Source organism: Nostoc sp. C110, assembly GCF_043099725.1.
Taxonomy (GTDB): domain Bacteria; phylum Cyanobacteriota; class Cyanobacteriia; order Cyanobacteriales; family Nostocaceae; genus Nostoc; species Nostoc muscorum_A.
In genome coordinates this window covers 2,492,370-2,515,941 of sequence record NZ_CP171148.1, presented here as the reverse complement: position 1 = coordinate 2,515,941, position 23,572 = coordinate 2,492,370, and the positions used below count along the sequence as shown (strand labels likewise).

At 38.9% G+C, this 23,572-nt stretch carries 17 protein-coding genes; 9 read left to right on the top strand and 8 right to left on the bottom strand.

Translation table 11 applies throughout. The annotated features are described in order from the left end of the window. Positions 1–229 precede the first annotated feature (229 nt). Entirely contained in the window at positions 230–733 is a 504-nt protein-coding gene (locus tag ACFFRD_RS16335; protein ID WP_392482361.1) for a HugZ family protein, read from the top strand. 158 nt (positions 734–891) lie between these two features. Beyond that, positions 892–1,779 carry an alpha/beta fold hydrolase gene (locus tag ACFFRD_RS16330; protein ID WP_392482360.1) on the top strand — a complete coding sequence of 296 codons (888 nt, stop codon included), beginning with the start codon at positions 892–894 and terminating at the stop codon, positions 1,777–1,779. A gap of 97 nt (positions 1,780–1,876) precedes the next feature. On the opposite strand, the gene ACFFRD_RS16325 is transcribed toward ACFFRD_RS16330, so the two are convergent. Both ACFFRD_RS16325 and ACFFRD_RS16320 read right to left on the bottom strand, forming a co-directional pair. Then, the gene (locus ACFFRD_RS16325) at positions 1,877–4,594 is read right to left on the bottom strand and encodes a zinc-dependent metalloprotease (RefSeq protein ID WP_392482359.1); all 2,718 of its coding nucleotides are present in this window, start codon (positions 4,592–4,594) and stop codon (positions 1,877–1,879) included. Between the two features lie 695 nt (positions 4,595–5,289). Beyond that, the gene (locus ACFFRD_RS16320; RefSeq protein WP_392482358.1) at positions 5,290–5,424 is read right to left on the bottom strand and encodes a hypothetical protein; all 135 of its coding nucleotides are present in this window, start codon (positions 5,422–5,424) and stop codon (positions 5,290–5,292) included. A gap of 583 nt (positions 5,425–6,007) precedes the next feature. Here ACFFRD_RS16320 and ACFFRD_RS16315 point away from each other — a divergent pair. Both ACFFRD_RS16315 and ACFFRD_RS16310 read left to right on the top strand, forming a co-directional pair. Further along, positions 6,008–6,409 carry a hypothetical protein gene (locus ACFFRD_RS16315; protein ID WP_392482357.1) on the top strand — a complete coding sequence of 134 codons (402 nt, stop codon included), beginning with the start codon at positions 6,008–6,010 and terminating at the stop codon, positions 6,407–6,409. A gap of 669 nt (positions 6,410–7,078) precedes the next feature. Next, positions 7,079–8,527 (top strand): AAA-like domain-containing protein, encoded by a 1,449-nt coding sequence (locus ACFFRD_RS16310; protein WP_392482356.1) that lies wholly within the window; start codon positions 7,079–7,081, stop codon positions 8,525–8,527. Between the two features lie 169 nt (positions 8,528–8,696). Here the strand turns inward: ACFFRD_RS16310 and ACFFRD_RS16305 are convergent, their stop codons facing one another. The 4 genes from ACFFRD_RS16305 to ACFFRD_RS16290 all read right to left on the bottom strand — a co-directional run bounded on the left by ACFFRD_RS16305 (position 8,697) and on the right by ACFFRD_RS16290 (position 12,678). Beyond that, entirely contained in the window at positions 8,697–9,074 is a 378-nt protein-coding gene (locus ACFFRD_RS16305; protein ID WP_392482355.1) for a hypothetical protein, read from the bottom strand. A gap of 262 nt (positions 9,075–9,336) precedes the next feature. After that, positions 9,337–9,468 carry a hypothetical protein gene (locus tag ACFFRD_RS16300; protein WP_258551500.1) on the bottom strand — a complete coding sequence of 44 codons (132 nt, stop codon included), beginning with the start codon at positions 9,466–9,468 and terminating at the stop codon, positions 9,337–9,339. Between the two features lie 24 nt (positions 9,469–9,492). Next, entirely contained in the window at positions 9,493–12,246 is a 2,754-nt protein-coding gene (locus ACFFRD_RS16295; RefSeq protein ID WP_392482354.1) for a CHAT domain-containing protein, read from the bottom strand. Between the two features lie 129 nt (positions 12,247–12,375). Further along, complete coding sequence (locus ACFFRD_RS16290) at positions 12,376–12,678, bottom strand: acylphosphatase (RefSeq protein ID WP_094347141.1); 303 nt, start codon at positions 12,676–12,678, stop codon at positions 12,376–12,378. A 215-nt stretch (positions 12,679–12,893) separates the two neighbouring features. Between ACFFRD_RS16290 and ACFFRD_RS16285 the strand changes: the two genes are divergently transcribed. The 3 genes from ACFFRD_RS16285 (at position 12,894) to ACFFRD_RS16275 (ending at position 16,511) form a co-directional block, all read left to right on the top strand. Next, entirely contained in the window at positions 12,894–13,271 is a 378-nt protein-coding gene (locus tag ACFFRD_RS16285) for a DUF1823 family protein (RefSeq protein ID WP_392482352.1), read from the top strand. A 325-nt stretch (positions 13,272–13,596) separates the two neighbouring features. Further along, on the top strand, positions 13,597–15,255 hold the full coding sequence (locus ACFFRD_RS16280) for an alpha-amylase family glycosyl hydrolase (protein ID WP_392482351.1): 1,659 nt from the start codon (positions 13,597–13,599) through the stop codon (positions 15,253–15,255). A gap of 200 nt (positions 15,256–15,455) precedes the next feature. Next, positions 15,456–16,511 (top strand): 3-deoxy-7-phosphoheptulonate synthase, encoded by a 1,056-nt coding sequence (locus ACFFRD_RS16275; RefSeq protein ID WP_114085808.1) that lies wholly within the window; start codon positions 15,456–15,458, stop codon positions 16,509–16,511. 657 nt (positions 16,512–17,168) lie between these two features. Here the strand turns inward: ACFFRD_RS16275 and ACFFRD_RS16270 are convergent. Continuing rightward, the gene (locus ACFFRD_RS16270; protein WP_392482350.1) at positions 17,169–17,672 is read right to left on the bottom strand and encodes a 2TM domain-containing protein; all 504 of its coding nucleotides are present in this window, start codon (positions 17,670–17,672) and stop codon (positions 17,169–17,171) included. Between the two features lie 524 nt (positions 17,673–18,196). Here ACFFRD_RS16270 and ACFFRD_RS16265 point away from each other — a divergent pair. Further along, positions 18,197–18,913 carry an ROK family protein gene (locus tag ACFFRD_RS16265; protein WP_185581651.1) on the top strand — a complete coding sequence of 239 codons (717 nt, stop codon included), beginning with the start codon at positions 18,197–18,199 and terminating at the stop codon, positions 18,911–18,913. Positions 18,914–19,790: 877 nt separating this feature from the next. Further along, entirely contained in the window at positions 19,791–20,345 is a 555-nt protein-coding gene (locus tag ACFFRD_RS16260; RefSeq protein WP_392482348.1) for a peptidoglycan-binding protein, read from the top strand. Positions 20,346–20,397: 52 nt separating this feature from the next. Here the strand turns inward: ACFFRD_RS16260 and ACFFRD_RS16255 are convergent, their stop codons facing one another. Beyond that, entirely contained in the window at positions 20,398–22,818 is a 2,421-nt protein-coding gene (locus ACFFRD_RS16255) for a sucrose synthase (protein ID WP_392483085.1), read from the bottom strand. Positions 22,819–23,572: the final 754 nt, after the last annotated feature.

Genomic DNA, 23,572 nt, shown 5'->3' with positions numbered 1-23,572 from the left:
CTCCTACTCAATACTTGTCGGGTTTTGGGTTAAAAGGGAAAAACCTTATATATCAAGTCTTCCACTCCTTTTCCCCTTACACTTTTCCCTTTAACCGAGCAGCATTGCAATCCTACTTATTAAACATCTAAGGAATGGGGATTCACTCAAACTCCGGACAGTAGCCCATCGTAGACATCGCTCAATAACGTTACAATAATTAATTGTTACTAATTAACGGTAATTACTTATGAGTCAACTTGAAAAGATTCAAGCTGAGTATGAAAAGTTTACTGAAGAATTCGAGAGTGTAATTATTAGCACCGTGAACGCCCAAGCAATACCAAATGCTAGTTATGCTCCCTTTGTAATGGATAATTCCAAAAACATCTATATTTATGTCAGTGGTCTTTCAAGTCATACCAAAAATATCTATACCAATCCTCATGTAAGTGTCTTATTTATCGAGGATGAAGCCAAGAGTAATCTAATTTTTGCCCGTCGTCGTTTGAGTTTTGATTGTACGGCAACTTTGATAGAGCGTGAAACTGACAAGTGGAATCAAATTGTTGAGCAATTTCAAGGGCGATTTGGTGAAATTATCGAGGTTTTGCGCGGCTTGTCTGACTTTCGGATTTTTCAGCTAATTCCTAGTGAAGGGCGTTTTGTAGTTGGTTTTGGGGCAGCTTATCATATTAGTGGCGATAACCTCCATCAACTTGTTCAGATCACAGGAGATAGTAATCAAAAGTAAAAATGAATTATGAATTAGTTTGACTGTATAGAAATTAAATATTAAATAGCTTAGGACAGAAAAATTTTACTTACTCTGATATTTATCGGTAAGCTTAAATTTATACCTCTTAATTTTGCCTTCGGGTAAAGTGCCATTAAACTATACTTTTTAATTTTATGCTTCAGTTTCAACCTCCTGGCTTTGGACATAAACTTATCCATACATCCTTGGGGGCAATGGTTTACTATACCCAAACGAATACACCTTGGGCGTTCGCTGATACTGAAGATTTACCTCCACTACTGTTTCTCCATAACTTTGGTGGTGGGGCATCTGCGTATGAATGGTCTAAAGTTTACCCGGCTTTTGCCTCTAATTACCACATTTTAGCTCCTGATCTAATCGGCTGGGGAGAATCGGCTCATCCAGTCCGGGATTATAAAATTAGGGATTATCTCAGTACGATCGCAGAGTTTATCATCGAAACTTGTCGTCAGCCAGTGACGGTGGTAGCCTCTTCTCTGACAGCCGCTTTTGTTATCCGTCTAGCTATTGTTCAACCCAATTTATTCAAAGCACTGTTTTTGGTTTCCCCATCTGGATTTGATGATTTTGGGCAGGGTGCTGGACGCAGACTTCCGCTTTCGGTAATCAATACGCCTCTGTTGGACAATTTTATTTATATGCTTGGTGCTGAAAATGAAATTGCAGTCCGAAATTTTTTACAAAGTTTTCTGTTTGCTAAGTCAGAACGAGTATCTCAAGAAATAGTGGATGCTTATTTAACCTCTGCACAACAACCTAATGCCAAATTTTCCGCCTTGGCATTTTTACGAGGCGATCTTTACTTTGATCTGAGTTTATATATTCAGCAACTGACAATTCCCACTGTGATGTTTTGGGGAGAGAAGGCACAATTTACCAATATCAAACTAGGACAACGTTTGGCCAATTTAAATCAAAGGGCAATTCAAGATTTTTATGCGATCGCAGATGCAGGAATATTACCTCATTTAGAAATACCAGAAGTTGTCATTGGTTTATTGCAACGATATCTTCGGTAACTGGGGACTGGGGATTGGGACTGGGGACTGGGGAAGACGAGGGGGATGAGGGAGACAAATAACAAATGACAAATGACAAATGACAAATGACAAATGACTACTTAGAGAGTAAATGTGCATTTAATGCTTTGGTTATGCGATCGCCAGAAGCTTCTAAATGGGCTAGGGTGTAAATATCAAGGCTTTCACTCAGTTGTTTGAGTCTGACATCAATAGCTTTTTGCAGTTGGCGCAATTCATACCAAGCCAATGTCCGGCCATCTTCAGGTGTATCGGTAGTACCCAACATCATCTCTAGCAAAATATTCAGATATTCCCGTTGCAGTGAACGACGGATGCTAGAAATTGGCTTTGGTTCTCCTGGGGTTAAAACTTCTGCCCAGATGCCTGTTTGTAGGGTATCGAACAGTTCCGGGATAGAAAGTGCTTCCCCAGGCAGAGTTTTTAATTCTATATCTTGTAAACGATTGAGGCGATCGCTGTCTAGTAGCGATCGCAGCACCGCACTTTGAAACTTCAAAATATTTTCGTGAATTGGATAATCAAGGCGGTTGTTAGGTACAGAACTACCCCAATGTTCCCAGCGTGATGGTGCTAGTTTATTGAGCAATTGTGGTGAAAAACTGAAAGCATTCTCAGAAAAAACATACTCTTGCAATTTTGTCAATGCCTGACGTTGTTTTAAAAGTGAAACAGGTACAAATGTCCAAGAAGCATTATCACTAGCATGGAGACGCAGAAACGATTGTCCACCAATATATTTGGAAAGCAAGGTGGCGTTCCGAAAATAATATTTAAGCACTCTATTGAATGAGACGCGCAGGTTACTATAGCTTTCTCCTTTTGATAGATAACCCTTATCCAGGCGCTGCCACATAACGCGGGCATTATCCATTTGCCACTGCGAATAAAGTAGCACATCACTACTCATATCCCAGACATTCGCCAAAGGATTAATGTCCCAGATATCCTCATCAGTTGCATAAGACAATTCTGGTTGAGGCGACGCTAGTGCAATCTGCTCTAAAAAACTTTTTTCTGATTCTGGAATTATCCCCTCAAGCGCTGCTGATGGGCTTGTTTTATAACCATACTCAATTGCCCATTCGTCATAAGGCCCAACAACTCCTGGAAAATAGTCACCTTGCTGTACTCCCTGCGGTGCTATATTCACCGGTAGATAGTCCATTACCGAACCCACTAAGCCTTTAGTGTGAGTGATTTCAGTATTATTTAATTCTTCAGGTGCTAACATTGTGCTGCCATGAAAGTTGTGGCGCAAACCGAGAGTATGCCCGACTTCGTGAGCAATGAGAGAACGCAAATATTGATGCACATACTCCTTCATCGTTTCACTACTGGCTGTAGTATTTGGCAAAATTGACAACGCCAGCTTCCCCATCGCGGCTTGATTTGAAGACTCCATACCATAGCAAAACTCAGAGTCCGGTAGAAGAGAATTATTAACTCCTGGCTTTTGGCTTCCCCAAAGGGCTTGACATAGATTTTTGCCCGCTAAAGATGGATTTACTTCCATCAATGCGTGATATTCTTGCTGAATTGATAGCACCATATTGGCATCTACCATAATGTCTGCATCCAATATTTCCCCAGTGAATGGGTTGACGCGCATTGGCCCTCTAGCAAAACCTGCATCCAAAGAGTTGAACCAGCGAATAGTATTGTAATGTACATCTGCGGGTTGCCAATCAGCATCATCTGGCATTTGCTGTACTTCAATAGCATTTTGAAATCCAGCTTTTTCAAATGCTTTGTTCCACATCAAAACACCTTCACGAATCGCATCGCGGTACTCTAGTGGCACAGCATTTTCAATCCAATACACAATTGGCTTTTTAGGTGGAGATAAGGGAGCATTCGGATCGGATGGCTCTAGATGCCAACGATTGATGTAACGTACAAATGATTCATGAGGATTCTTATTAGATAAATCTTGAAAAGCAGTAATAAAATATCCCACTCTATCATCAGCAAGTCGGGGAATATAATCATTGTTTTCTCTAAGTTGAGAAAAACTGTAGTGTACCTTGAGAGTGAGTGCCCTACTATCAGGTACGGTAACTAAATTTGCTCCTTCTAATGATGAAAAACCGTAAATAGAATCAATCTCTATATTTTCTGAGAAGCTGTTAACATCAGCAAAATATGACTTGTGTGCATCCAAGTGGTAATCAGCCTGCAAAGAGTATTTCAAAATGGTAGTTAATCCAGGTAAATCCTGCATTAGCAGTTCATTCAGGTTGATCAGAATATTTTCATTCTGTGGATCGATATTGGCTATTTCGAGTGAATAAAGAACAGAGTCGCTAAATGAACGAGCAAGCGATCGCTGTTCTGGTCTACTTTCTGCATGAAATTTCACATTACGCACCACAAAGTGCAATCTATTGTTTACTCGTTGGAAGTAAAAGATAAAATCAGAAAGAGGTAATCCACTATAAATTCCACTTTCCCCAACGCCGGATTCTAATGTAACTATAGCTAGGTAGTTTTTATTTAACTGTTCTGGTTTAATTTCTAAGTAAATTTTTCCCGAATTATCAGTGCAATAAAGTGTGAAGAGTCCTTCTACTTTATTTATCCCTTTGGCAACCTCATTAAATCGGCAAAAATTTTCCTTTCTATTCTTAGCAAGATCGTTGTCAGTATTTGCTAAGTTTTCAACTACTGGGAGTCCATTTACTTGCTGTGCATCAATATTTGAAAGTTGATTTGCTCCTGCATAATCACTACAGATGAACAAGTTATACAGTAATACTATAAAGATTGCTAATTTCCTGATCCAGTATTTCATCCTTTGGCTTTCCAGGTGAAGCAGTTCTTGTATTGAGGAAAAAATGTGGATTAATTTGTCCTCTGTAAGCCCTGCAAATATCTAGGGATTACGGTATAAATCCACTCAGTCAGACAATATCTCTAACCTAAAAGTCTTGTGACTATTGATTGTTATTGGTAGCTATTTAGGAATTTCCGTCAATTATCTATATCTTTAGATAGATAATTTTTATAACTACAGATATATGTTTTTTTAAACTATATCTGTATTAAAAACCAAATGTAGCATTAAAAATGTATTTAGTGCTACATTTGGCAGCCGAAGGAATCTTAAGCATGATTTATAAACAAAGAGTAAGAATCCTAAAAAAGCTGTTATTGAGCATTTAAATACTTTTTTAGGATGAATTATGGAGATTTATGGTAATCCCAACTGTTTTCTCACGCGGTCAATTGGTTCTTCCCAATGGTCTTCAAAGCGTTAGCCCAAAAAAATCAGCTTTTTTACATAGTTCTCACCCTTTCGCCAGGTTGACGAAAATCGCTTTGGTTTGTTGAGGAGCCAGGATGGGATAGAGCAATATAGCCAACCACAAACTGATTTGGAGTGATTTGCCGTAATTTTATGTAGCAGCAAAAGAAAGTACGCCAATCTCTCCCGCATAACTAGTGTCAAAATCGAGCAAATAGATTAGTTTAGCAATGTCTTCTAGTTCAGGGCTGATATTTAAAAGTTTTAGTTGATTTTTCACCATATAAACCTCGTCTACCTTGAGAACCGTAGTTTTGTAAGTTGGGTGCAGCGATAGCGTAACTCAACATAAATAAGGTGGTAATTTTGGGTTGCATTTCACTCCACCCAACCTACATAAATATATCTTTTAAAAAACTCTATATTTCAACATAGATGAGGTTTAATTGATATATTATCCTCCAAATTAGCCTTGAGGATATTGGCTTAATTGGTTCAAGCAATATCCCACTATTAGTTGTAATTTTGAGGTAATTTTCAATAAACTTAAATACCAAAATAATCAGATTCCAGAATAGCAATATCAACCAAATTCACTGAGTTTCTGTAAGCTATAATCACTTGGAATTGTGGGAGTTTTTTAGCATCATGATTTTACTGATTAGATTGACAATACTTGATAATAGTGAAGTGTAGCCCTTTATCTTATTTCTCATAAAAATTTAATTTATTCAGCAGTGGCTCTCTCTCGCTTATTATGTAAAATATCTAGGGAAAGGCAGTATTGCTCGTTGCTCTTGCACATAAATGAATGCAAATATCTATTTATCTCGCGAACCACCTCCTCCCCAAGGTTTAAAAAGTATTTCTTTTTTATAACTGAGATATGCCTTTTGTTAGAAGGATAATTACCCTTTTATAGTTAATGTTTATTTGTACTCAAAAAACAAGCTAATTGGCATGATAAATTTGATTTCTAGAAAGATTGGTAACATCAGTTCCGCACTTAAAGGACTTCAGGTAACACGTTTTTTGGCTGTTGTCCTAGTTGGTTTTCTAGTGCTGACAACGAATGTTAATTATGAGCAGGGGCAGAATGATAAAGGCTTAAAGGAGAGAGTCCGCGAACAGGTAGAGCAAAATGATGCTGAAAGACCGAAAACAGTAGGGCAATGGTTTAAGGATGCTCGTGAAACCGAAGATTCTCCTGGTGAACGACTTCAGAAGATTGGGCAACAGTCAGGAGAAGCCTTTAAAGAGTTTGGAGGTGGATACGTAAAGGGCGCTAAAGACACTGCTAATGATGTAGGAAACAGTGCAGCACAGACAGGCAAAAATATCTCTAACCAAGTTCGACGCTAAGAGATTGTTTGAAAAGTGTTTCACTGTAACTTTAGGCACTTTTAAATCCCCCTAATGCCCTTAAATCACGAACTCTAATACTTGGATAACGCCCTTACCCTTGCTGGTAAAAGATTGTAGCGTTTTTCAGGTGCATAAAATATAGGTCTTTAGTAGGGGCGTACAGCTAGCTGTACGCCCCTACTGCGTGTTACATCTAAAAAAATTGCTAATTTTGAGAAGCGCAGGTGGCGTAGCAATACTTCTCGCTTTGTGCATTTTTAACTTGGAATCGGGTTTGGGTTAAAGGTTTTTTCTTGCCCTTTTTCCCAAAACCCGAGAAGTATTGCACTCTAAAATCCAGATCAATACCAGATAAGAAATAACTTTAAGTAATATTTAGGCACTTTGCATAAATAAAGTGAACTATTAAGGCAAGTCATTTATTATTTGCAAGTAGTAAAAAACACTTGATGTGTAAGCATCGCAGCTTACCGTAGTGGAAAGAAAAGAGTTATGTTTGTTTATACCCACTTATCTAAATCTTATAAGATAATTAAGTATCTTTTTTTACCAAGAATTGAACATTTTAATAACAGTTAAGTAACTGTTGAATAACTGTTTTAAAACATGAAACAATGGGGAGATAGTTAAGGCAGTAAAGAAAAAAACAGATAGATGATTAGCAATATGAAGCAATCTAAGAGTACGCGAAAGCGAGGAATTGTCCTAACGATCGCTGGATTGAAGCGTTTACAAGCTGCGATTCTGGCTATGGAAAAGGTTCAAAACAATGGCAATCACTTCACTCTAGAAGATTTAGGCGATCGCATGAATGTTTCAACCAAAACCCTGAACCGATTATGGTCGTTGAATACAGGCGTGGATCAAAAAACCTTAAAATTGTGCTTTACCGCCTTTAACCTAGAATTACACAGGGAAGACTACACAATTTTGAGTGAACCGAATACTACTGTAGTCTCTCCAACTCGATTGTCGAGTTTAGATACCGGAGAAAAGAAATTATCTCCGCATTTATCCTTAGAATCCTTTGTTACCCAGCACCATAACCAACTCGAAAATCTTTGGTCATACCCAGATGGTCCAGTAGCCCTAGACTCCCCCTTCTATGTCGAACGTCCTCCCATTGAAGAACTAGTTTATCGAGAAATAATTCAACCAGGCTGTGTGATCCGAATTCGAGCGCCAAGAGAGATGGGAAAAACGTCTCTTGTGTTGCGGCTATTGGCTTTTGCCCAGATGCAAGGTTATCGCGCTGTGAACCTGAATTGCAAGCAAATGGATGCAACCTGTCTGACAGACTTAAACAAGTTTTTGCGTTCTTTTTGCTGGCAAATTGCAACAGAATTAGGCATAGACCCCAAGCTAGATGAAAACTGGGATGAGGAAATAGGCTGTAAGTTAAGTTGCAGTTTATACTTACAATCCTACTTACTGAAGCAGAGTAAAAGTCCAGTGGTTTTAGTGTTAAATGAAGTTGACCACTTTTTTGAATATCCTCAAATTGCTCAGGAGTTCTTTGGTTTGTTACGCTCTTGGTATGAAGAAGCGCGACAAGATGCTAACTTGCAGAAGCTTAGGCTACTGGTGGTTTATTCCACAGAAGTTTACGTCTCTCTAGATATCAACCGTTCCCCATTTAATATTGGACTACCGATCCGTCTGCCAGAATTTACTAAGCATCAAGTAGAGTATTTGGCCCAACGGCATGGGCTAGACTGGACTTCTCAGAACGAGGTTACGCAACTGATGTCTCTAGTGGGGGGACATCCAGCGCTAATTCGGATTGCTCTGTATTATATATGCTGTCAAGGAATCACCTTAGAGGAAGTAATACATGAGGCGATCGCTAACGGTGGTATCTACCGTTATCATTTATGGCGACACTGGGCAATTCTGCAAGAAAATTCCAGTTTGGTAAAGGCATATATTGAAGTTGTTAGCTCAAAGCAAAGCGTTTCTTTGAATCCCATTGATGCTCATAAACTCGAAAGCTTGGGATTAATCACTTATGAAGGCGATAGCATCCTACCGCGTTGCCAACTCTACCGCGCTTACTTTAAAAAACAACTAGGTGTTGCTGAATTTGAATATAACTCATTGCAAAAACGTGCTTGAAAAACTATCAGGTACATTTTCTCTCACGCTTCGATGCTTACCGAAATTATGGGCGGAGTTTTTCTTTGCTCAAATTTATCTGGAGCGTGAGCTTTTTTATCTTGAATTAGCAACACCAAGAACTATCTACATTTTTAAATGATGGTGGCTGGAAAAGATTTTAAACTAATTAACTAGCTGACCAATAAAGTTGATAATCCTCGATAAAAAATATTCCATTATTAGAAGACATTTTGAAAAAGAAGTAATAATCTCCTGGCTCCCAAATACTAAATTCTTGTTCTTGTTCTTGAACAGTAGCTGTAGAGCCACCGTTGGGAATAGTCATGCTAGCAGTTTGTGTTCTGTTCTGTGCTTTGAGCAGAAAAACTTCCAGTAGGCAAAAACCCTGTAGTTCGGCAGAATAACGAATTTTGAAGCGGATTTTCCCTCCATCTCGGAGAGTATTTTGAATAAAAAATTTTTCAGTTTGAATAGGATTACCAGACAGTTTAATATCTTTATCTTGTGTTAAGATATAGGTATATTTTTGCTCTAACGAACTCACTAATTTTTCTCCTTAAAAAGAATCAACTCTATTGGGATAATTGCATTTCTGACAAATAATTTTTGCTGTCACGTTGTATTCTGCCGTCATCGCCAACAAAATGCAATGACAGATAAGACAGTTAAGAAAATAGTTAAAAAATTGATTGCAACAAACAAAAATAATTGAAATTGGCAACAAATTTTAAATGTATAGACTACATCTAGGGCAAGGAGCAAGGTGTGGTATAGTCTCTTAATTTGAAAACTACTGTAAGTGTGAACTAAATAGTTGCGATCTGACCAAGATTGCCAAAACTCCATGTTGCCAGTCCTACCACTTGCGGTATCGACAGATTTGGCATTTTCTCTGACACTATTCTTGTCCACTGCTTGAGGTACTCATTTTTTACCATTTGAGCCCCTGCTCCCTTGCCTCTTTATTTCCATTCGCCTTGTAGAGTGAAAGGTGCCCAGTAATAGGGTGCAGCATATTTTTGAGTGCGCCATATTTCTATTTGTGCTGTCCGCAAAGCTGCTGCTGGCTTTAATCCTTCTTGCAGCATCTTTTTGTAAAATACCTTCATAAGTTCAGATGTTGCCTGGTCATCTACACTCCACAGGCTAACTACGACTCGCGGGCTGCCTGCATACATAAACCCTCTGGTTAACCCTACCAATCCTTCTCCCTTAACTTCTTCTCCCAGTCCGGTTTTACAGGCGCTGAGTACTACCAGTTCTGCTTGCAGGTTGAGGTTGAAGATATCGTGCAAGCGCAAAAAGCCATTTTGTGGTATTCCCTTGTCGTCAAATAGCGATAACACCACTCCTGATAATTCTGGATGCTTGCTGTTGAGAATGCCATGCGTAGCGAAATGGATGATGCGATATTGACTCAAATTTTCGCTGCTTGCAGTTGTACGACTAGCGTTAAAATCAAAAGCTTGCTTGCGATCGCTAATTGGTACAAGAGAAAGAATTTGCTCGGCTTCTTGACGTGTAAAGCGCAGACGTTCAAAGCTAATGTCTGAGTCTTGGGCGGATCTGGTTAAAGCCAGGTTGTCTAAATTGCTCTCTGGCGCAGGTAGGCGAGATACTTGTGCTTTCTTTTGGAGACGCTCATCATCACTATTAAAAATCGGATCTGCCAATACAACTAGGGTTTTAGGAGCAGATTTACGTCCTTTGTGTTCGCTTCTGAGGATAGCTAATGTAGACGCTGAAGGGAGAGTAATGATTTCGTGATTGAGCAGTAATGGTTCATAATTGCGACTGCTACCTGTTGTGAGGACAGCAAATGGCACATATTGCAAAGCACCATCGCTGGCGATCGCTAAACGTTTCTTTTGCAGTTGCTGGGCTACTGGTGCAAGTATTTGTTGAGATAGAACATATAGAGACGGACTATGCTTTAGATACGGGGTAGTGATTTCTTGACGGAACTTTTGCACTGTAGCTTCAATATCTGCACGCTTGGGTAGTTCGTAACTGGTGATACTCTTATTAGTAACTGCCCAAAGATAACTGCGCTTTTCCCCCAAGGAATATTCTAAAAGCAGAGTGTTTTCATCAAGTACTTGCTGTTGAATTTGCACGAGTGAGAGAGGCTGAGGTTGAGTCAGCGCTGCATAACGCGGACTAGTGGCACGAATTTTTGCCTGGACTTGTTTATACTGTTCTAGAAGTACCTCGGTGTCTTCTTCTAAAGCTTGCACCTGCGCTTCGGTATGCTTACCGCCTAATACTTGTATCCGACGTTTTTCTAAAACATCGAGTTGTTGCTGCAACTTATGTTCTTGAGCAAGTAACTTTGGCTCTACACCTTGGCGAATATCAGCATTAGCTTCTGCAAGTAGTTCCAAAAGACTGCGGGCGCGGGCGCGTTCGCTGGCTTGCAGTGCTAAAGCATCATATCCTTGAGATGGTTGCTGTTTGTGTAACTGCATCAGCAAATCGACATAAAACTCATAATAATTCTGCACTGTGGCAAAATAGGAAGTGCGGAGTTCCTGAGAGTCAATTTTGATACGAAGGTCTTCAACAATTTTGATGACTCTCTCTATCTGAGTCAGGGCAGACTGAAAATTGCCTGCGTCGTGTTGAACAAAAGCGATGTTATAGAGTGTACGTGCTTCCCTTGCCTTGTTCCCTGTCTGTTGATATAGCAGCAAAGATTGGCTGTAATAATCTAGCGCCTTTTGGTGTTCTCCTAAATTTGAGTAAGCTTTGCCAATATTGTTTAGAGCAGTTGCTATCCCTCCTTTGTCTCCCGCCTGTCGGTATAAAATCAGGGCTTGGCTAAAGTATGAGAGTGCTTTTTGCTGTTCTGCTAACTCTAAATAAACTGTGCCAATATTGCTCAGAGCAGTTGGTATTCCTTCTTTCTCTGCGTCTTTAGCCTGTTGGTATAAAGATAGGGCTTGGCTGAAGTATGAGAGTGCTTTTTGCTTCTCTCCTAAATCTAAGTAGACTTTGCCAATGTTGTTCAGAGTAGTCGCTATCCCTGCCTTGTTTCCCACCTGTCGTTTGAGAGACAGCGATTGGTTATAGTAATCCAACGCCTTTTGCTTTTCTCCGAGGAAATGGTAGACAGAGCCGATATTATTGAGACTAATAGCTTCCCCATTTTTGTCTCCCACTTGTCGCCTTAAGGATATGGATTGGTTGTAGTAATCCAGCGCCTTTTGCTTTTCTGCTAACTCTGAGTAGATTTTGCCAATGTTATTTAGCGTAGTACCTTGGGCTTGTTTGTCCCCCACTTGTTCAAATAGAGGTAAGGATTGCTTGTAATAATCGAGTGCCTTCTGCTTTTCTCCTAAATTTGAGTAGATTTTGCCAATATAAACGAGGGTGTCAGCTTCTAAGGAGCTTAGGTTTTGCCCATTGGAGCGATCGCTCGCTTGACGATATAGTAAAAGTGCTTGCTCAAATTTTGCGATCGCTTTTAACAGAGATTCTGCTGTTCCTTGCTGATATAGTTGCTTCCCTTCTTGATATGCAAGTTTAGCAACAGCCAGAGTCGCATCTGGCGAATTTGTCTGCGTCATCTGTGCAACATTTATCGGCTGCTGTCTAGCAATCGCCACATTTGATTCTGAAAATAACAAAATGCTGCTAAAAATAACAATAGTGCGACCCATTACCAAGGGCAGAAATTGCCATTGTCTTGAGTCATGTATATTAAATTGAGTCATATACATCTGCGGTTTCTATAGCTGATTAGATTTAGAATTCCCAAAATCAAGCAAAAAAACCGTAGATTAAGTAATTGTATGTAATAGGCTTATACACGGCGAGCTGGCAGAGGTTTTCCATATAACTCTCTACTCAACCCGCTTAACTTCAAATCCCCGCAACCCTTCCGGTACTTCATACTCAACCACAACATCTTTAACCACAGCAGCAGGTGGCCCAGAGTGACACCAGCGAACCATATCATCTACAACCTCTCGCGCCCCTTCAAAAACTGCCTCTACTCGATTATCAGGGAGATTTCGCACCCAACCGGTTAATCCCAACTGCCTAGCCGTATCGACAGTGGAATAGCGATAACCCACTCCTTGGACTCGGCCAGAAATGAATACATGGGCGCGGATGATCTTTGGCAGTGCTGTAGAATTCTGCATAAACTGGTCTAATCTTTACGATTCCAGTTTACCTAGTTTGTGTATACACAATCTGTTTTTACCTCTAAGCGTTATGCCCTGAAGGTGCGATCGCAATTATCCCTATATTTGGGAGTGTAGCAGAGTAATGATAAAGTATTTTTCACTACTCTGCTAATTGTTGTGAATTTAATTAATTAGTAGTCCGTTTTTCAACCTGGAATTTTGAATTGCTTATGTCTAACCTGCCACCACTCAATACAGCAACAATTTGGGCAATTCTTGACGATAAACTTGATGATACCACAGTCAATCAGTTGCTATGGCATTATTTAGGCTATCGCTATGATTCTTCAACTGCACAATGGGACATTAGCCAAGTTGCACCAGAATGGCAAGAGGAGTACCCACAACCACCAAATTTCATAGAATCTCGCCCAGCAACAGTGAAGTTAACTCGTTCCATCCCTGCTGAAAACAAACAAATGCTAAAAGAAAAGCTGGGTTTCAAAGGGTACAAAATTGGTGAATTTGGGCCACGGCAAACTCGCAGAGCAACGGCGGCTAATTGGTTTTTAAGTTATCTACAACAAACTAACGGCAAAATTGAATAATCTGATCCAGCAGATATTTAGACAAAAACATATTATTTTTACTAAATATCTGCTATTTTAAAAAAATCATAAGAAAGTCATTAACTTATTTATATAAATTTTGTAACTTGATTAATAGCATTTTAGCTTTAGTAGTTTTATCGGTAAAAAGTAAATGCGATAAACAGTCAAAAATTGCCAAAAAATAGTAATTTTTACGAAATATTTATAAATTCATCCTCAAGAGAGAAGCGCTGGTTAAATAATTATTTCTCTAGACCGATTTGTAAATTCAATTAACCATCAGAGAATACGTCTATCAACCCTTGATATTACAAACACTTCTATGGCAAAGCCAATTGAATTTAATTTATTTGCACCATACAATAAGGGAGCCGCATTAATTGGTTCTTTTTCTGATTGGCAAGAAATACCAATGGAAAAAGGTGATGATGGTTATTTTCGCACAAGTGTTGAACTAGAAGACGGCGCTTATCAATATAAATTTCGCATCCAGTCAAATTCATGGTTTTTTGAACCAGAACAATGGGTTGATGTTACAGACCCTTATGCAACTGATATAGATGAACTGAGTGGAAAAGATGATAGTGTTATCCATGTAAAAGATGGTGAAAGAATTACTGATACTTATGTCTGGCAACATGATGATAAACCTTTACCTGCTGACCACGAATTAGTAATTTATGAATTGCACGTTGGTGACTTTTCTGGCGGCGAGGATGATCCTTATGCACGAGGTAAGTATAAACACGTCATTGAAAAGTTAGATTATTTGGGTGAACTAGGAATCAATGCTATTGAGTTGATGCCACTTAAAGAATATCCTGGTGATTATAGTTGGGGTTATAATCCTCGCCACTTCTTTGCAACAGAATCAAGCTATGGTTCTACTGCTGAGTTAAAAAAATTGATTGATGAGTGTCATGCCAGAGGAATTCGTGTAATTCTTGACGGTATTTATAACCACTCAGAAGCATCTGCTCCTCTAACACAAATTGACCACGATTATTGGTATCATCACGAACCTCGTGACCCTGATAATAACTGGGGGCCTGAGTTTAATTATGAACATTATGACGAAAAATTAGATATTAAGCCAGCCTGGAAATTTACTGGTGAGGCAATCCGTTTTTGGATATCAGAATATCATCTTGATGGTATTCGCTATGATGCAGCACGGCAAATTGCAAATTATGACTTCATGCACTGGATTGTTCAAGAAGCCAAAAAAACTGCTGGTGCAAAGCCTTTTTACAACGTTGCTGAACACATTCCTGAAACTACCAGCATTACCAATGTAGACGGGCCAATGGATGGTTGCTGGCATGATAGTTTCTATCACTGCATTCTAGAACATATCTGCGGTGATACATTTGATTTAGAGCGTCTCAAAGATGTCATTGACTGCAAACGCCAAGGCTTCTTGGGTGCTACGAATGTAGTAAATTACCTCACCAACCATGACCATAACCATGTCATGGTTGAATTGGGGAACCGTGAGATTTTTGACGAAGAAGCCTTTAGACGGGCTAAATTAGGAGTAGCCATCCTAATGACTGCTGTTGGCGTACCTTTGATTTGGATGGGAGAGGAATTTGGTGAGTACAAACCCAAACAACCTGAATCATCAAAAATTGATTGGACTCTGCTAGGTAACGATCTCAATCGTAGTTTATTTGAATCATACAAAGGCTTAACCAACCTGCGTAAAAGTAATCACGCTCTCTACACAGAAAATATTGACTTTATCCACGAAAATCCAGAGGCAAAAGTATTAGCTTATACTCGTTGGAATGATGAAGGTTCTCGTGTAGTCGTAATCGCAAATTTCTCAGAAAACTTCCTAGCTGGCTATCATGTTCCTAACTTTCCGAGTGCTGGTACATGGCATGAATGGACAGGCAATTATGATGTCGAATCTGGTGATGATGGTATACTAACTGACTTAGGGCCATACGAAGCCAAAGTGTTTGTATGGCAGTAATTATATACACTAACACTGAGTCAGTAATCCAATAGCAAAAAGAAAGGGGAGAAATATTCTCTCCTTTTTAAGTTATTACATTTCCCGAATACAGTGTAATTAGAAATTTGTCAAGCACAAAATAAGCTATTTTAAAATTTCATTGGTTTGTGTTACACTTTTGAGTTGAAGTGCGTATATAAAATTGCCAAAGCATCCCCATGCACAACAAATTATTTAATACTAATATCGACAACGCTAACATTGAGAACGATCGCATTTTATTAACTCCCAATGAAATAAAATCAAAATTACCTTTAACACAATTAGCCGAACAAAGAGTTTTAGCATACAGACAGGAAATAGAAGATATCCTGGATTTTCAGGATCGGAGAAAGTTTATAGTAGTTGGCCCATGCTCAATCCACGATCCAAAAGCAGCGCTCGAATATTCTGAAAGGTTGAAAGCGTTGTCTGAGCAAGTTAAGGATAAGCTGCTACTAATAATGCGTGTATACTTTGAAAAGCCAAGAACAACCGTCGGTTGGAAAGGATTAATTAACGATCCAGACATGGATGATTCTTTCCATGTAGAGAATGGTTTATTAATTGCACGCGATCTGTTATTAAAAATTACAGAATTGGGATTACCTGCGGGTACAGAAGCACTAGATCCAATCATACCTCAATACATTAGTGAACTGATTACATGGTCTGCTATTGGGGCACGCACGACCGAATCACAAACTCACCGTGAAATGGCAAGTGGACTTTCGATGCCTGTGGGTTTTAAAAACGGTACTGATGGCAATATTCAAGTAGCTTTGAATGCCCTACAATCAGCTAGAAACCCGCATAATTTTCTGGGAATTAATCAAAACGGACAAGTCAGCGTCTTTCAAACTAAAGGGAATGGCTATGGTCACGTAATTTTAAGAGGTGGTAGTCAACCCAACTTTGATGCAGCAAATGTCAAATTAGTAGAAGATAAATTAAAACAGGCGAATTTACCACCAAGAATTGTTATCGACTGTAGCCACGGAAATACTAATAAAGATTACAAATTACAAGGTGCTGTTTTAGAAAATATTATTCAGCAAATAGTAGATGGCAATACATCAATAGTTGGCATGATGCTGGAATCACATTTATATGAAGGTAGTCAACCAATTACTGGTAAAGAAGAATTAAAATATGGAGTTTCTGTAACTGATAAATGTATTAGTTGGGAAGAAACCGAAAAAATTATTTTAGCTGCTTACGAAAAACTTAAGTAAATACCATAATTGGGATTTCCAGAGGGTTTGAATCTTAATCACCAACGCTTGTAGTAATAACGTGTAAAATTTTACACGTTATTTAGTATTTATCAGAAACGACTATGAACACAATAACTTTTTTGCCTTCCTCGTTTTTCCTATAGATGCTGTTTCATATCTATTGGTATTGTGATATCAGTCTATTATTATTTGCTGTAAGAATAAATCTCGGTTTTCCAGCCAGGTATAACCCAATACGGTTCAGTGAAGAAAAATAGTAGGTTGCGTTGAGGAATAGCGAAACCCAAGCTACACCACTTTTGGTTTTTACCCTTAACTAAACCGTATTTAGGTATAATCTGGCTTATCTAATCTTTTAGAACTCAAAAATATTGTTAACTACTTCACCTACTATTATCTGAAAACTACTTGTAGATAAAATCATTTTTCAGACTATTGATAGACCCTCATATCAGTATAAAGATAGAAAGAATACTTTTAGTCAATCAGGTAATATCAATTTTAATCCTAATAATTGCTGTGTTTCTTAAAATTTTATTTAAGTGATGTTACACAACAAATGTAGGTAGCGGTAAATATTACCCCGTTTCTCCTGCGGGGTTTTTCTTTGAGTTACCGATGTCTACAGAGAGTTACCTTAGCCAAGCAAATCTACTAAGCTTGTAATGCCTTAAACCACTTATTTAAAACTGTGCTGATGGTTTTCTTAATCTGATGATTACGGCTCCACTTCTGGAATGCTATTTCATACTCTTCGCCTTTGATTTGAAAAGTATTCCATACATCCAGTCCTACAGGTAATCCGCAGAATAGCAAAATGTACAGCGACCAAGAAATTCCGCCACCAGTTAGTAAATTTAACAGTATAAAAAAGCCATTAAAAATTGCATAATTCCCTAGGCGCTTCTGAAATCTTCTAATCCGGTAAGCGTCAAAAGCTTTTCGCTGTTGGACTTGACCTTGTTGTACTAACCAGTCGCGCTCGGCTAATTTTAAAGAATCAGGTGAAATTTCTAACTCAGCAGCAATTTCTAATATCTGCTCATAAGAAAATTCTGTATTTTTGTCATTAGCTTGACGAGCGATCGCTAAGTGTAGAATTTGTTGGACATCTTCTTGGCTATAAGAGCGGATGCTGTGAGGTTCAAACGCCGTCATAATTCTTTCTCTTATTATTACTTTTAATAGAAATTTGCTGCCCGATAGATTGTAAGTAGCTATGCCAGTACTATTTCCATTATCTCTACATTAGCAAATCTAGATGTTGTCGTGCGTCTAATGTGTTGATATACTACTCAGGACTCATGACTAGTAGTCTGCCAACCCAAAAATGCGCTTGTGAGGTCTGGGGAAAGGGGAAAGGGTAAGGGATTTAAAACCTTTCCCCCTTCCCCCTTCCCCTTTACCCCGCTTTCGTCACGAAAGCGAACTACTAGTAGACTGTGATTGTCGATAGGCTTGGCACTCTCCAGGCTGGAGCGTCTTTGTGAGGAGCAGGGTAGCCACGAACGATTCTTTAATCTTAAGACATAAGTTGCTCAAATCTTGCTGGCGCTAAGTTGAGTAGATGACTCATCTCCTCCACTTTCCCCTCAATATAAAGACTCTCCAAATATCCGAATCCGATCGGATGCAGCAGAGCATAATATCGAAAGAACAAGCACTAACAAGGATGTAACTCAATGGTTGAAGAAAATGGATCGATTCGTACCCTATCGGTTGATATTGGTGGTAGTGGCGTTAAGGCTATGGTTTTAGATATTACAGGAAGTCCTGTAACAGAAAGAGCGCGTTTAGATACACCTCAACCTGCTACACCAGACGTTGTAATTAATGCAATTGTTGTGTTGGCTGCGGCTCAAGGTGAATTTCATCGTGTTTCGGTGGGTTTTCCTGGCGTGGTGCGATGTGGAGTCACGGAAACGGCGGTAAACTTACATCCAGATTGGATTGGATTTGATTTGGAAACAGCATTATTAAAACACTTAAACAAGCCTGTACGGGTGATTAATGATGCAGACATGCAGGGGTTTGGGGCGATCGCAGGTAAAGGTGTAGAACTGGTGATTACTCTCGGTACAGGGTTTGGTTCAGCTTTATTTGTAGACGGTAAGCTAGTACCAAATATGGAAATGGGACATCATCCGTTTCGCAAAGGAGAGACTTTTGAGCAGCAGTTAGGGCGTGCAGAGTTAGAAAAAATTGGTGAGAAAAGATGGAATAGGCGTTTAGAAAAGGCGATCGCATCCTTACAACATCTGTTCAATTATGATTACCTTTACATTGGCGGTGGTGAAGCTGTAAGAGTGAATTTCCAGCTACCTTTAAATGTAAAACTCATCCCTAATATTACTGGTTTATTAGGTGGTATTGCTTTGTGGCGAGATGAAAAAAGGTAAAAAGTTTTTCAACATCCACAACTAAGCGTACTAAGCAATGTCTAAGGGCGAGCTACACCTACGCGCTCATAAGGTGCATCCTTTCTTAACATTTAAAAATGTTATAAAAATTAACACAGGTTAAGCAGAGAATTGTATACACATTATTTACATTGCTACCATCTAACTTTGTCATGCAGTAGTCTCAACTCTAGTTTAAATTCAAGACCGTACAACAACGTTGTGCGGTTTCATCTTCTTGAGGTCGAAGTATGTGTTTTCTGAGAATAGGGCGAAGGAGCCATATAAATTCAATTACAAAGCAAATATTTAGGAAACATAGCTGAATATTTCCAGATTAAAGTTGACAAAACTAGATAATGGTGTGACGACCAGCATGTATCCTGCGATATAAAAGTGAATGATAAAAAGTTGATAACCCCCTCTAAAGGAGGACAAATTGTTTAAAATCAAGAGTTTATCATTATTGTCAAATCTTGCATTGATAAATGCTTAAAAAACAGACTCAGAGAATTCACAGGATTTTTGCTGGTAGTATAAATATGCTAAAAGTAGCATCAGCATATCAAGCATGAGCCAAAGGTAACGAGAAAAATTTCTTTGATGGCATTCCCAGAGAATCATATAGTATGTTATTGTCTAAACCGTTGATTTAAATAGCATATTTTAGAAGTTAGTGGCTTGATTGAAGATAAAAAAGGCACAAAACTAATAATATTAGTCTCATTAAATGGAATCGGAGGTGAGCAAATATGAGCATGATAATATTATCTGAAAAATTAGTACATGACTTTTTTATTTAGTCAGTATGTATTATCCTGAACAGCAGCAATGTTGTTAGTTAAAAGAAATATTGGTTAAAGTAAAATGAACTACAATGACTGAAATTGGCCTGATGATGACGGGCGTATTAACAATAAGACAAGCATTTGGAACCAATTTGCCACAACAGCAATTAGTTCAGATGGAAAATGACGAAAAGCAGTCAAAACAGAATGAGTCGGAGATAACTGCTCAAGTCACACCACCTGAATTTATGCAGACAAATGAGATTTCCCAAGCTTCTCCCTCAGCGATCGCACTAGAGAAAGGACACATATTTCAGAAAATCAGCAAAAATAATCAGTTCCTAGCTTCTTCTAACTTAGGTAAGTCTAAAAAGCATTCTCAGTCTGTAGGTAAAGTCCGCATAAAGGTTACAGGACGTTTCCAGAGGTTTAGTAGCCAACCTATGCCGACTCTTTATTTCGGTAGCTCTGGTCTTGCTGTCAGAGTCTTACAACGGCTGTTAGTGGCTAATGGCTATGCCGTAAGAGTGGATGGGATTTATGGCGCACTGACAGAAACTGCTGTCAAAGCCTTTCAAAACCAGCAGAATTTAGGAACGGATGGAATAGTTGGTCAGCGAACTTGGCGAGCGTTGACAACTTAGTCATTTGTCCTTGGCCATAACAAATGACAAATGACAAATGACAAATGACAAATTACCGATACTTATGCTGCTCTAATAGTTGTTGCGCTCTTGGCTTATAAATTAAATAGAACAAAGCCTCAAGATAACGTAACAAATCTTCCCGATTCTCCTTCGAGGTAAAGTTCCAGAAGCCATAAATCCGCGCTAATGATAACAGCTTGCTAGTGTGAATTTTCCAAGTATAGGTGCTGTAAACACGGTCAATTCCTCGATGCGAAATTTCATTCCAATAGTTAGGATTCTGTTCGCATTTTGTGATGAAGTCCACAATTTTTGTGGCTGTCTCATCTAAATTTGTTGGGTTAATCAAAAAGCCATTAACCTTATCTTGAATAATCTCTAGTGGCCCACCAAACTGTGTGGCAAAAGTCGGTAATCCTGAAACCATCGACTCTAAAATTGTCAAACCAAAAGCTTCAAATAAAGCTGGTTGTACAAAAATTCCTTGATGATCGGCAATGACTCGGTAAATTTCACCAGAATCAGTTTTAGTTAGGCGCACACCCAGCCAACGAATCTTTCCGTGGAGATTGTACTCCTCAATGATTTGATAGAGTTTGATAATTTCGTCACGTTCTTCGTTGTCCCCTGATTCCTCTACACGTAACTTACCCGCCACCAAAATTAAATTGCAATGCTCCTGTAATTCTTTACTTTGACCATAACATTCAGCTAAACCTGTGAGGTTTTTGATGTGGTCAAGACGCGCCATTGAGAAGAGAGGGCGCTTGTTAGGATCGTCGAGTTTGCCAAAGATTTGGGTGGGGTCTTCCAGAGTAAAGAGTATTTCCGCAAGGCGTTGGCGATCGCTCTCGACTCTATCTTTAGTCCGGGTGTAGGGGAAGTAATTATTTTCGTTTACTCCCGGCGGTACAACATTAAATTTGGGACTAAATAATTCAATGCCATTGGTAACATGGTACAACTCCGGCATGGTGAAGCACTTATAAGACTCATACTGTCCAACGCTATCCGGTGTACCGACAATTTCTTGGTAGGTGCTGCTGACAACAAAATTGGCAGCATTCATCGCAATCAAGTCAGCTGTGAATTGCAATGAAAAATGATATTTATCCTCTAATTCTTGCCAGTAGAGGTTACTGAACAAGTATTTAGATTTTTCCAAAGCATGAGCAACATTGCATTGGGTAACTTTTAGCCGTCGCGCCAGCAAGAATGCTATTAAATTCCCATCAGTATAGTTTCCAACTATTAAATCAGGTGTGCCGTGGAATTCTGCCCGTAGTTCTCTTTCTGAATCAATGGCGAAGGTTTCTAGGTAAGGCCAAAACTCAAACCGGGAAATCCAGTTTTGAGTCATGTTAGGGTTAAATTCCCGCAAAGGCACTCGCAAAATCCAGGCATTTTCGGTACCGTGGACTTTTTCTAGCCGTTGATTACAAAGAGTGCCATCACTATTGGGAATCAAGCGGGTGAGAATAATTACCTTTGGCTCGACATTCAATTTCTCTAAACCAGCTAGCAGGACATCTTCTTGTAGCTGCTTCTCTAGGCTCTTAGCCTGGTCAAGGACGTAAACAACCTGACCGCCAGTATCGGGACGACCCAACACTCCCTCTTGCCCAAACCAGCCGTGAGCCGACACTAAGACGATTCTAAAAATCATCGGGATACGAGAAATGAAGGCTTCTAGGGTCTGGGGATCGGCAGAATCAATCAATTCATCGAGAATATTTAAAGTTTCCCGCACGCGTGCTGCGGTGTTACCCCAACCCGGCTCAAAACCCATTGACTGCAATTGGAACCGGAATTGCTCGTAGGGTTCATCTTCGGGGCGATTATTAACAAAGCCGATAGCTTTCTTAACTTGCTCGGAAAGTTGCTGCTGCGATTGAATACGATCGTTGACTAGCAGTTGGACACCGTTGTAATGGTGCAGACGCAAGAAATTTAATAAGCTGTCCAGCAATTGCTTGGAGTCTTGAAATATTTTGCTGGATAGATAGCGGTTGAGAAATTGTACCCCTTTACCAATATTTTTGGGGTCGCGGATGATTGGGGTGTAGTCGTAAAATGGGCCGAAGTCTAATTCTAGCAGGTCGCCGTCGTTGGGATGAAATTTGTTCACCAAGCGATCGCGCAAATCCAGCAAATCCTGTACGGTCATCGGCTCAATGCTCAAGTCTGATGTCAACCAATAAACTTCTTGGCTAGCAATCTTCGAACGGATGATGAAACAGAAGTTGGAATCTTCTTGAATAATTTCCTGAGTATAGTAAATCAGTTTGCCTAACTCAGAGTTAGTGTAATAAGCCTCTGGTTTCTGGGACTTTGAGCAATACTCACTATATACATTGAGTATGTCGTTCCGCAGCAAGTACTTCTTTTCTTGTTGGCGTAATTCACTAAGAAAGGAACGCAAATCACTTCTTTCTTCACTATCTAAGACTGCTTGAAGCAATTCAGACATGGCAACTCCACTAGATGACGATGTTTGCATTGTTGACTTTCAAGGCGAGACTAAATAAGCCTCTACCTTTTGTTAGACCAGATATAAACATGAAATAATAGAGATAAATATGATTTATCTATGTACCTAAAAGTATCAATTTTTAAATAGGTACTTAAATCATGTTCTACTTTACTTAAAGTATCTATGACTCAGTATTTTTGGCTCTAACTAAAGGAATACAATTTTTATTTCTTTTGACAGATGTTATTAAAAAAGCTCATAGTAATTTAGGCGCGATCTATTGTGCCTTAAAATTATTTATTTAATCTTTACTATATAATTTATTCGCGTATATCGGATGATTATCATACCGAGATATCAAGATTTAGCTAAAAACTTCTGTAATGCTTGTAAGTCAATACTTTTTTCGGTTTCCCCAGGATGCTAATATTCATTTTTTTAGTGGTGTAGATGATATATTATGCAATTTTGATCGTTGCCAACATTCTGAGAATTCAGATATAGATTATTCTATTGCTATTATCTATATCTAAATACATGAAACAAAAGTTAATAATTTATTTTTAACATAAACTATAATAAATTAAAATCAATTTTTGTTTAAATATAGACTAATCATTATTTGCATTAGTTATAGTTTAAGCAAAAGTTGTTTAAGTAGGGTCTGTTTATATGGCTACTAATACACATAAGTTAATAGCTTCTGACCACAGTATAGGCAACATTTTGATTATCTCCTTGCTAGCCTTTT

Excerpts from the sequence above, each read along its gene's own strand:
- ACFFRD_RS16335 (WP_392482361.1), top strand. The coding sequence starts at position 230 with ATGAGTCAACTTGAAAAGATTCAAGCTGAGTATGAAAAGTTTACTGAA.
- ACFFRD_RS16330 (WP_392482360.1), top strand. The coding sequence starts at position 892 with ATGCTTCAGTTTCAACCTCCTGGCTTTGGACATAAACTTATCCATACA.
- ACFFRD_RS16325 (WP_392482359.1), bottom strand. The coding sequence starts at position 4,594 with ATGAAATACTGGATCAGGAAATTAGCAATCTTTATAGTATTACTGTAT.
- ACFFRD_RS16320 (WP_392482358.1), bottom strand. The coding sequence starts at position 5,424 with ATGCAACCCAAAATTACCACCTTATTTATGTTGAGTTACGCTATCGCT.
- ACFFRD_RS16315 (WP_392482357.1), top strand. The coding sequence starts at position 6,008 with ATGATAAATTTGATTTCTAGAAAGATTGGTAACATCAGTTCCGCACTT.
- ACFFRD_RS16310 (WP_392482356.1), top strand. The coding sequence starts at position 7,079 with ATGAAGCAATCTAAGAGTACGCGAAAGCGAGGAATTGTCCTAACGATC.
- ACFFRD_RS16300 (WP_258551500.1), bottom strand. The coding sequence starts at position 9,468 with ATGGTAAAAAATGAGTACCTCAAGCAGTGGACAAGAATAGTGTCAGAG.
- ACFFRD_RS16295 (WP_392482354.1), bottom strand. The coding sequence starts at position 12,246 with ATGACTCAATTTAATATACATGACTCAAGACAATGGCAATTTCTGCCC.
- ACFFRD_RS16290 (WP_094347141.1), bottom strand. The coding sequence starts at position 12,678 with ATGCAGAATTCTACAGCACTGCCAAAGATCATCCGCGCCCATGTATTC.
- ACFFRD_RS16285 (WP_392482352.1), top strand. The coding sequence starts at position 12,894 with ATGTCTAACCTGCCACCACTCAATACAGCAACAATTTGGGCAATTCTT.
- ACFFRD_RS16280 (WP_392482351.1), top strand. The coding sequence starts at position 13,597 with ATGGCAAAGCCAATTGAATTTAATTTATTTGCACCATACAATAAGGGA.
- ACFFRD_RS16275 (WP_114085808.1), top strand. The coding sequence starts at position 15,456 with ATGCACAACAAATTATTTAATACTAATATCGACAACGCTAACATTGAG.
- ACFFRD_RS16270 (WP_392482350.1), bottom strand. The coding sequence starts at position 17,672 with ATGACGGCGTTTGAACCTCACAGCATCCGCTCTTATAGCCAAGAAGAT.
- ACFFRD_RS16265 (WP_185581651.1), top strand. The coding sequence starts at position 18,197 with ATGGTTGAAGAAAATGGATCGATTCGTACCCTATCGGTTGATATTGGT.
- ACFFRD_RS16260 (WP_392482348.1), top strand. The coding sequence starts at position 19,791 with ATGACTGAAATTGGCCTGATGATGACGGGCGTATTAACAATAAGACAA.
- ACFFRD_RS16255 (WP_392483085.1), bottom strand. The coding sequence starts at position 22,818 with ATGTCTGAATTGCTTCAAGCAGTCTTAGATAGTGAAGAAAGAAGTGAT.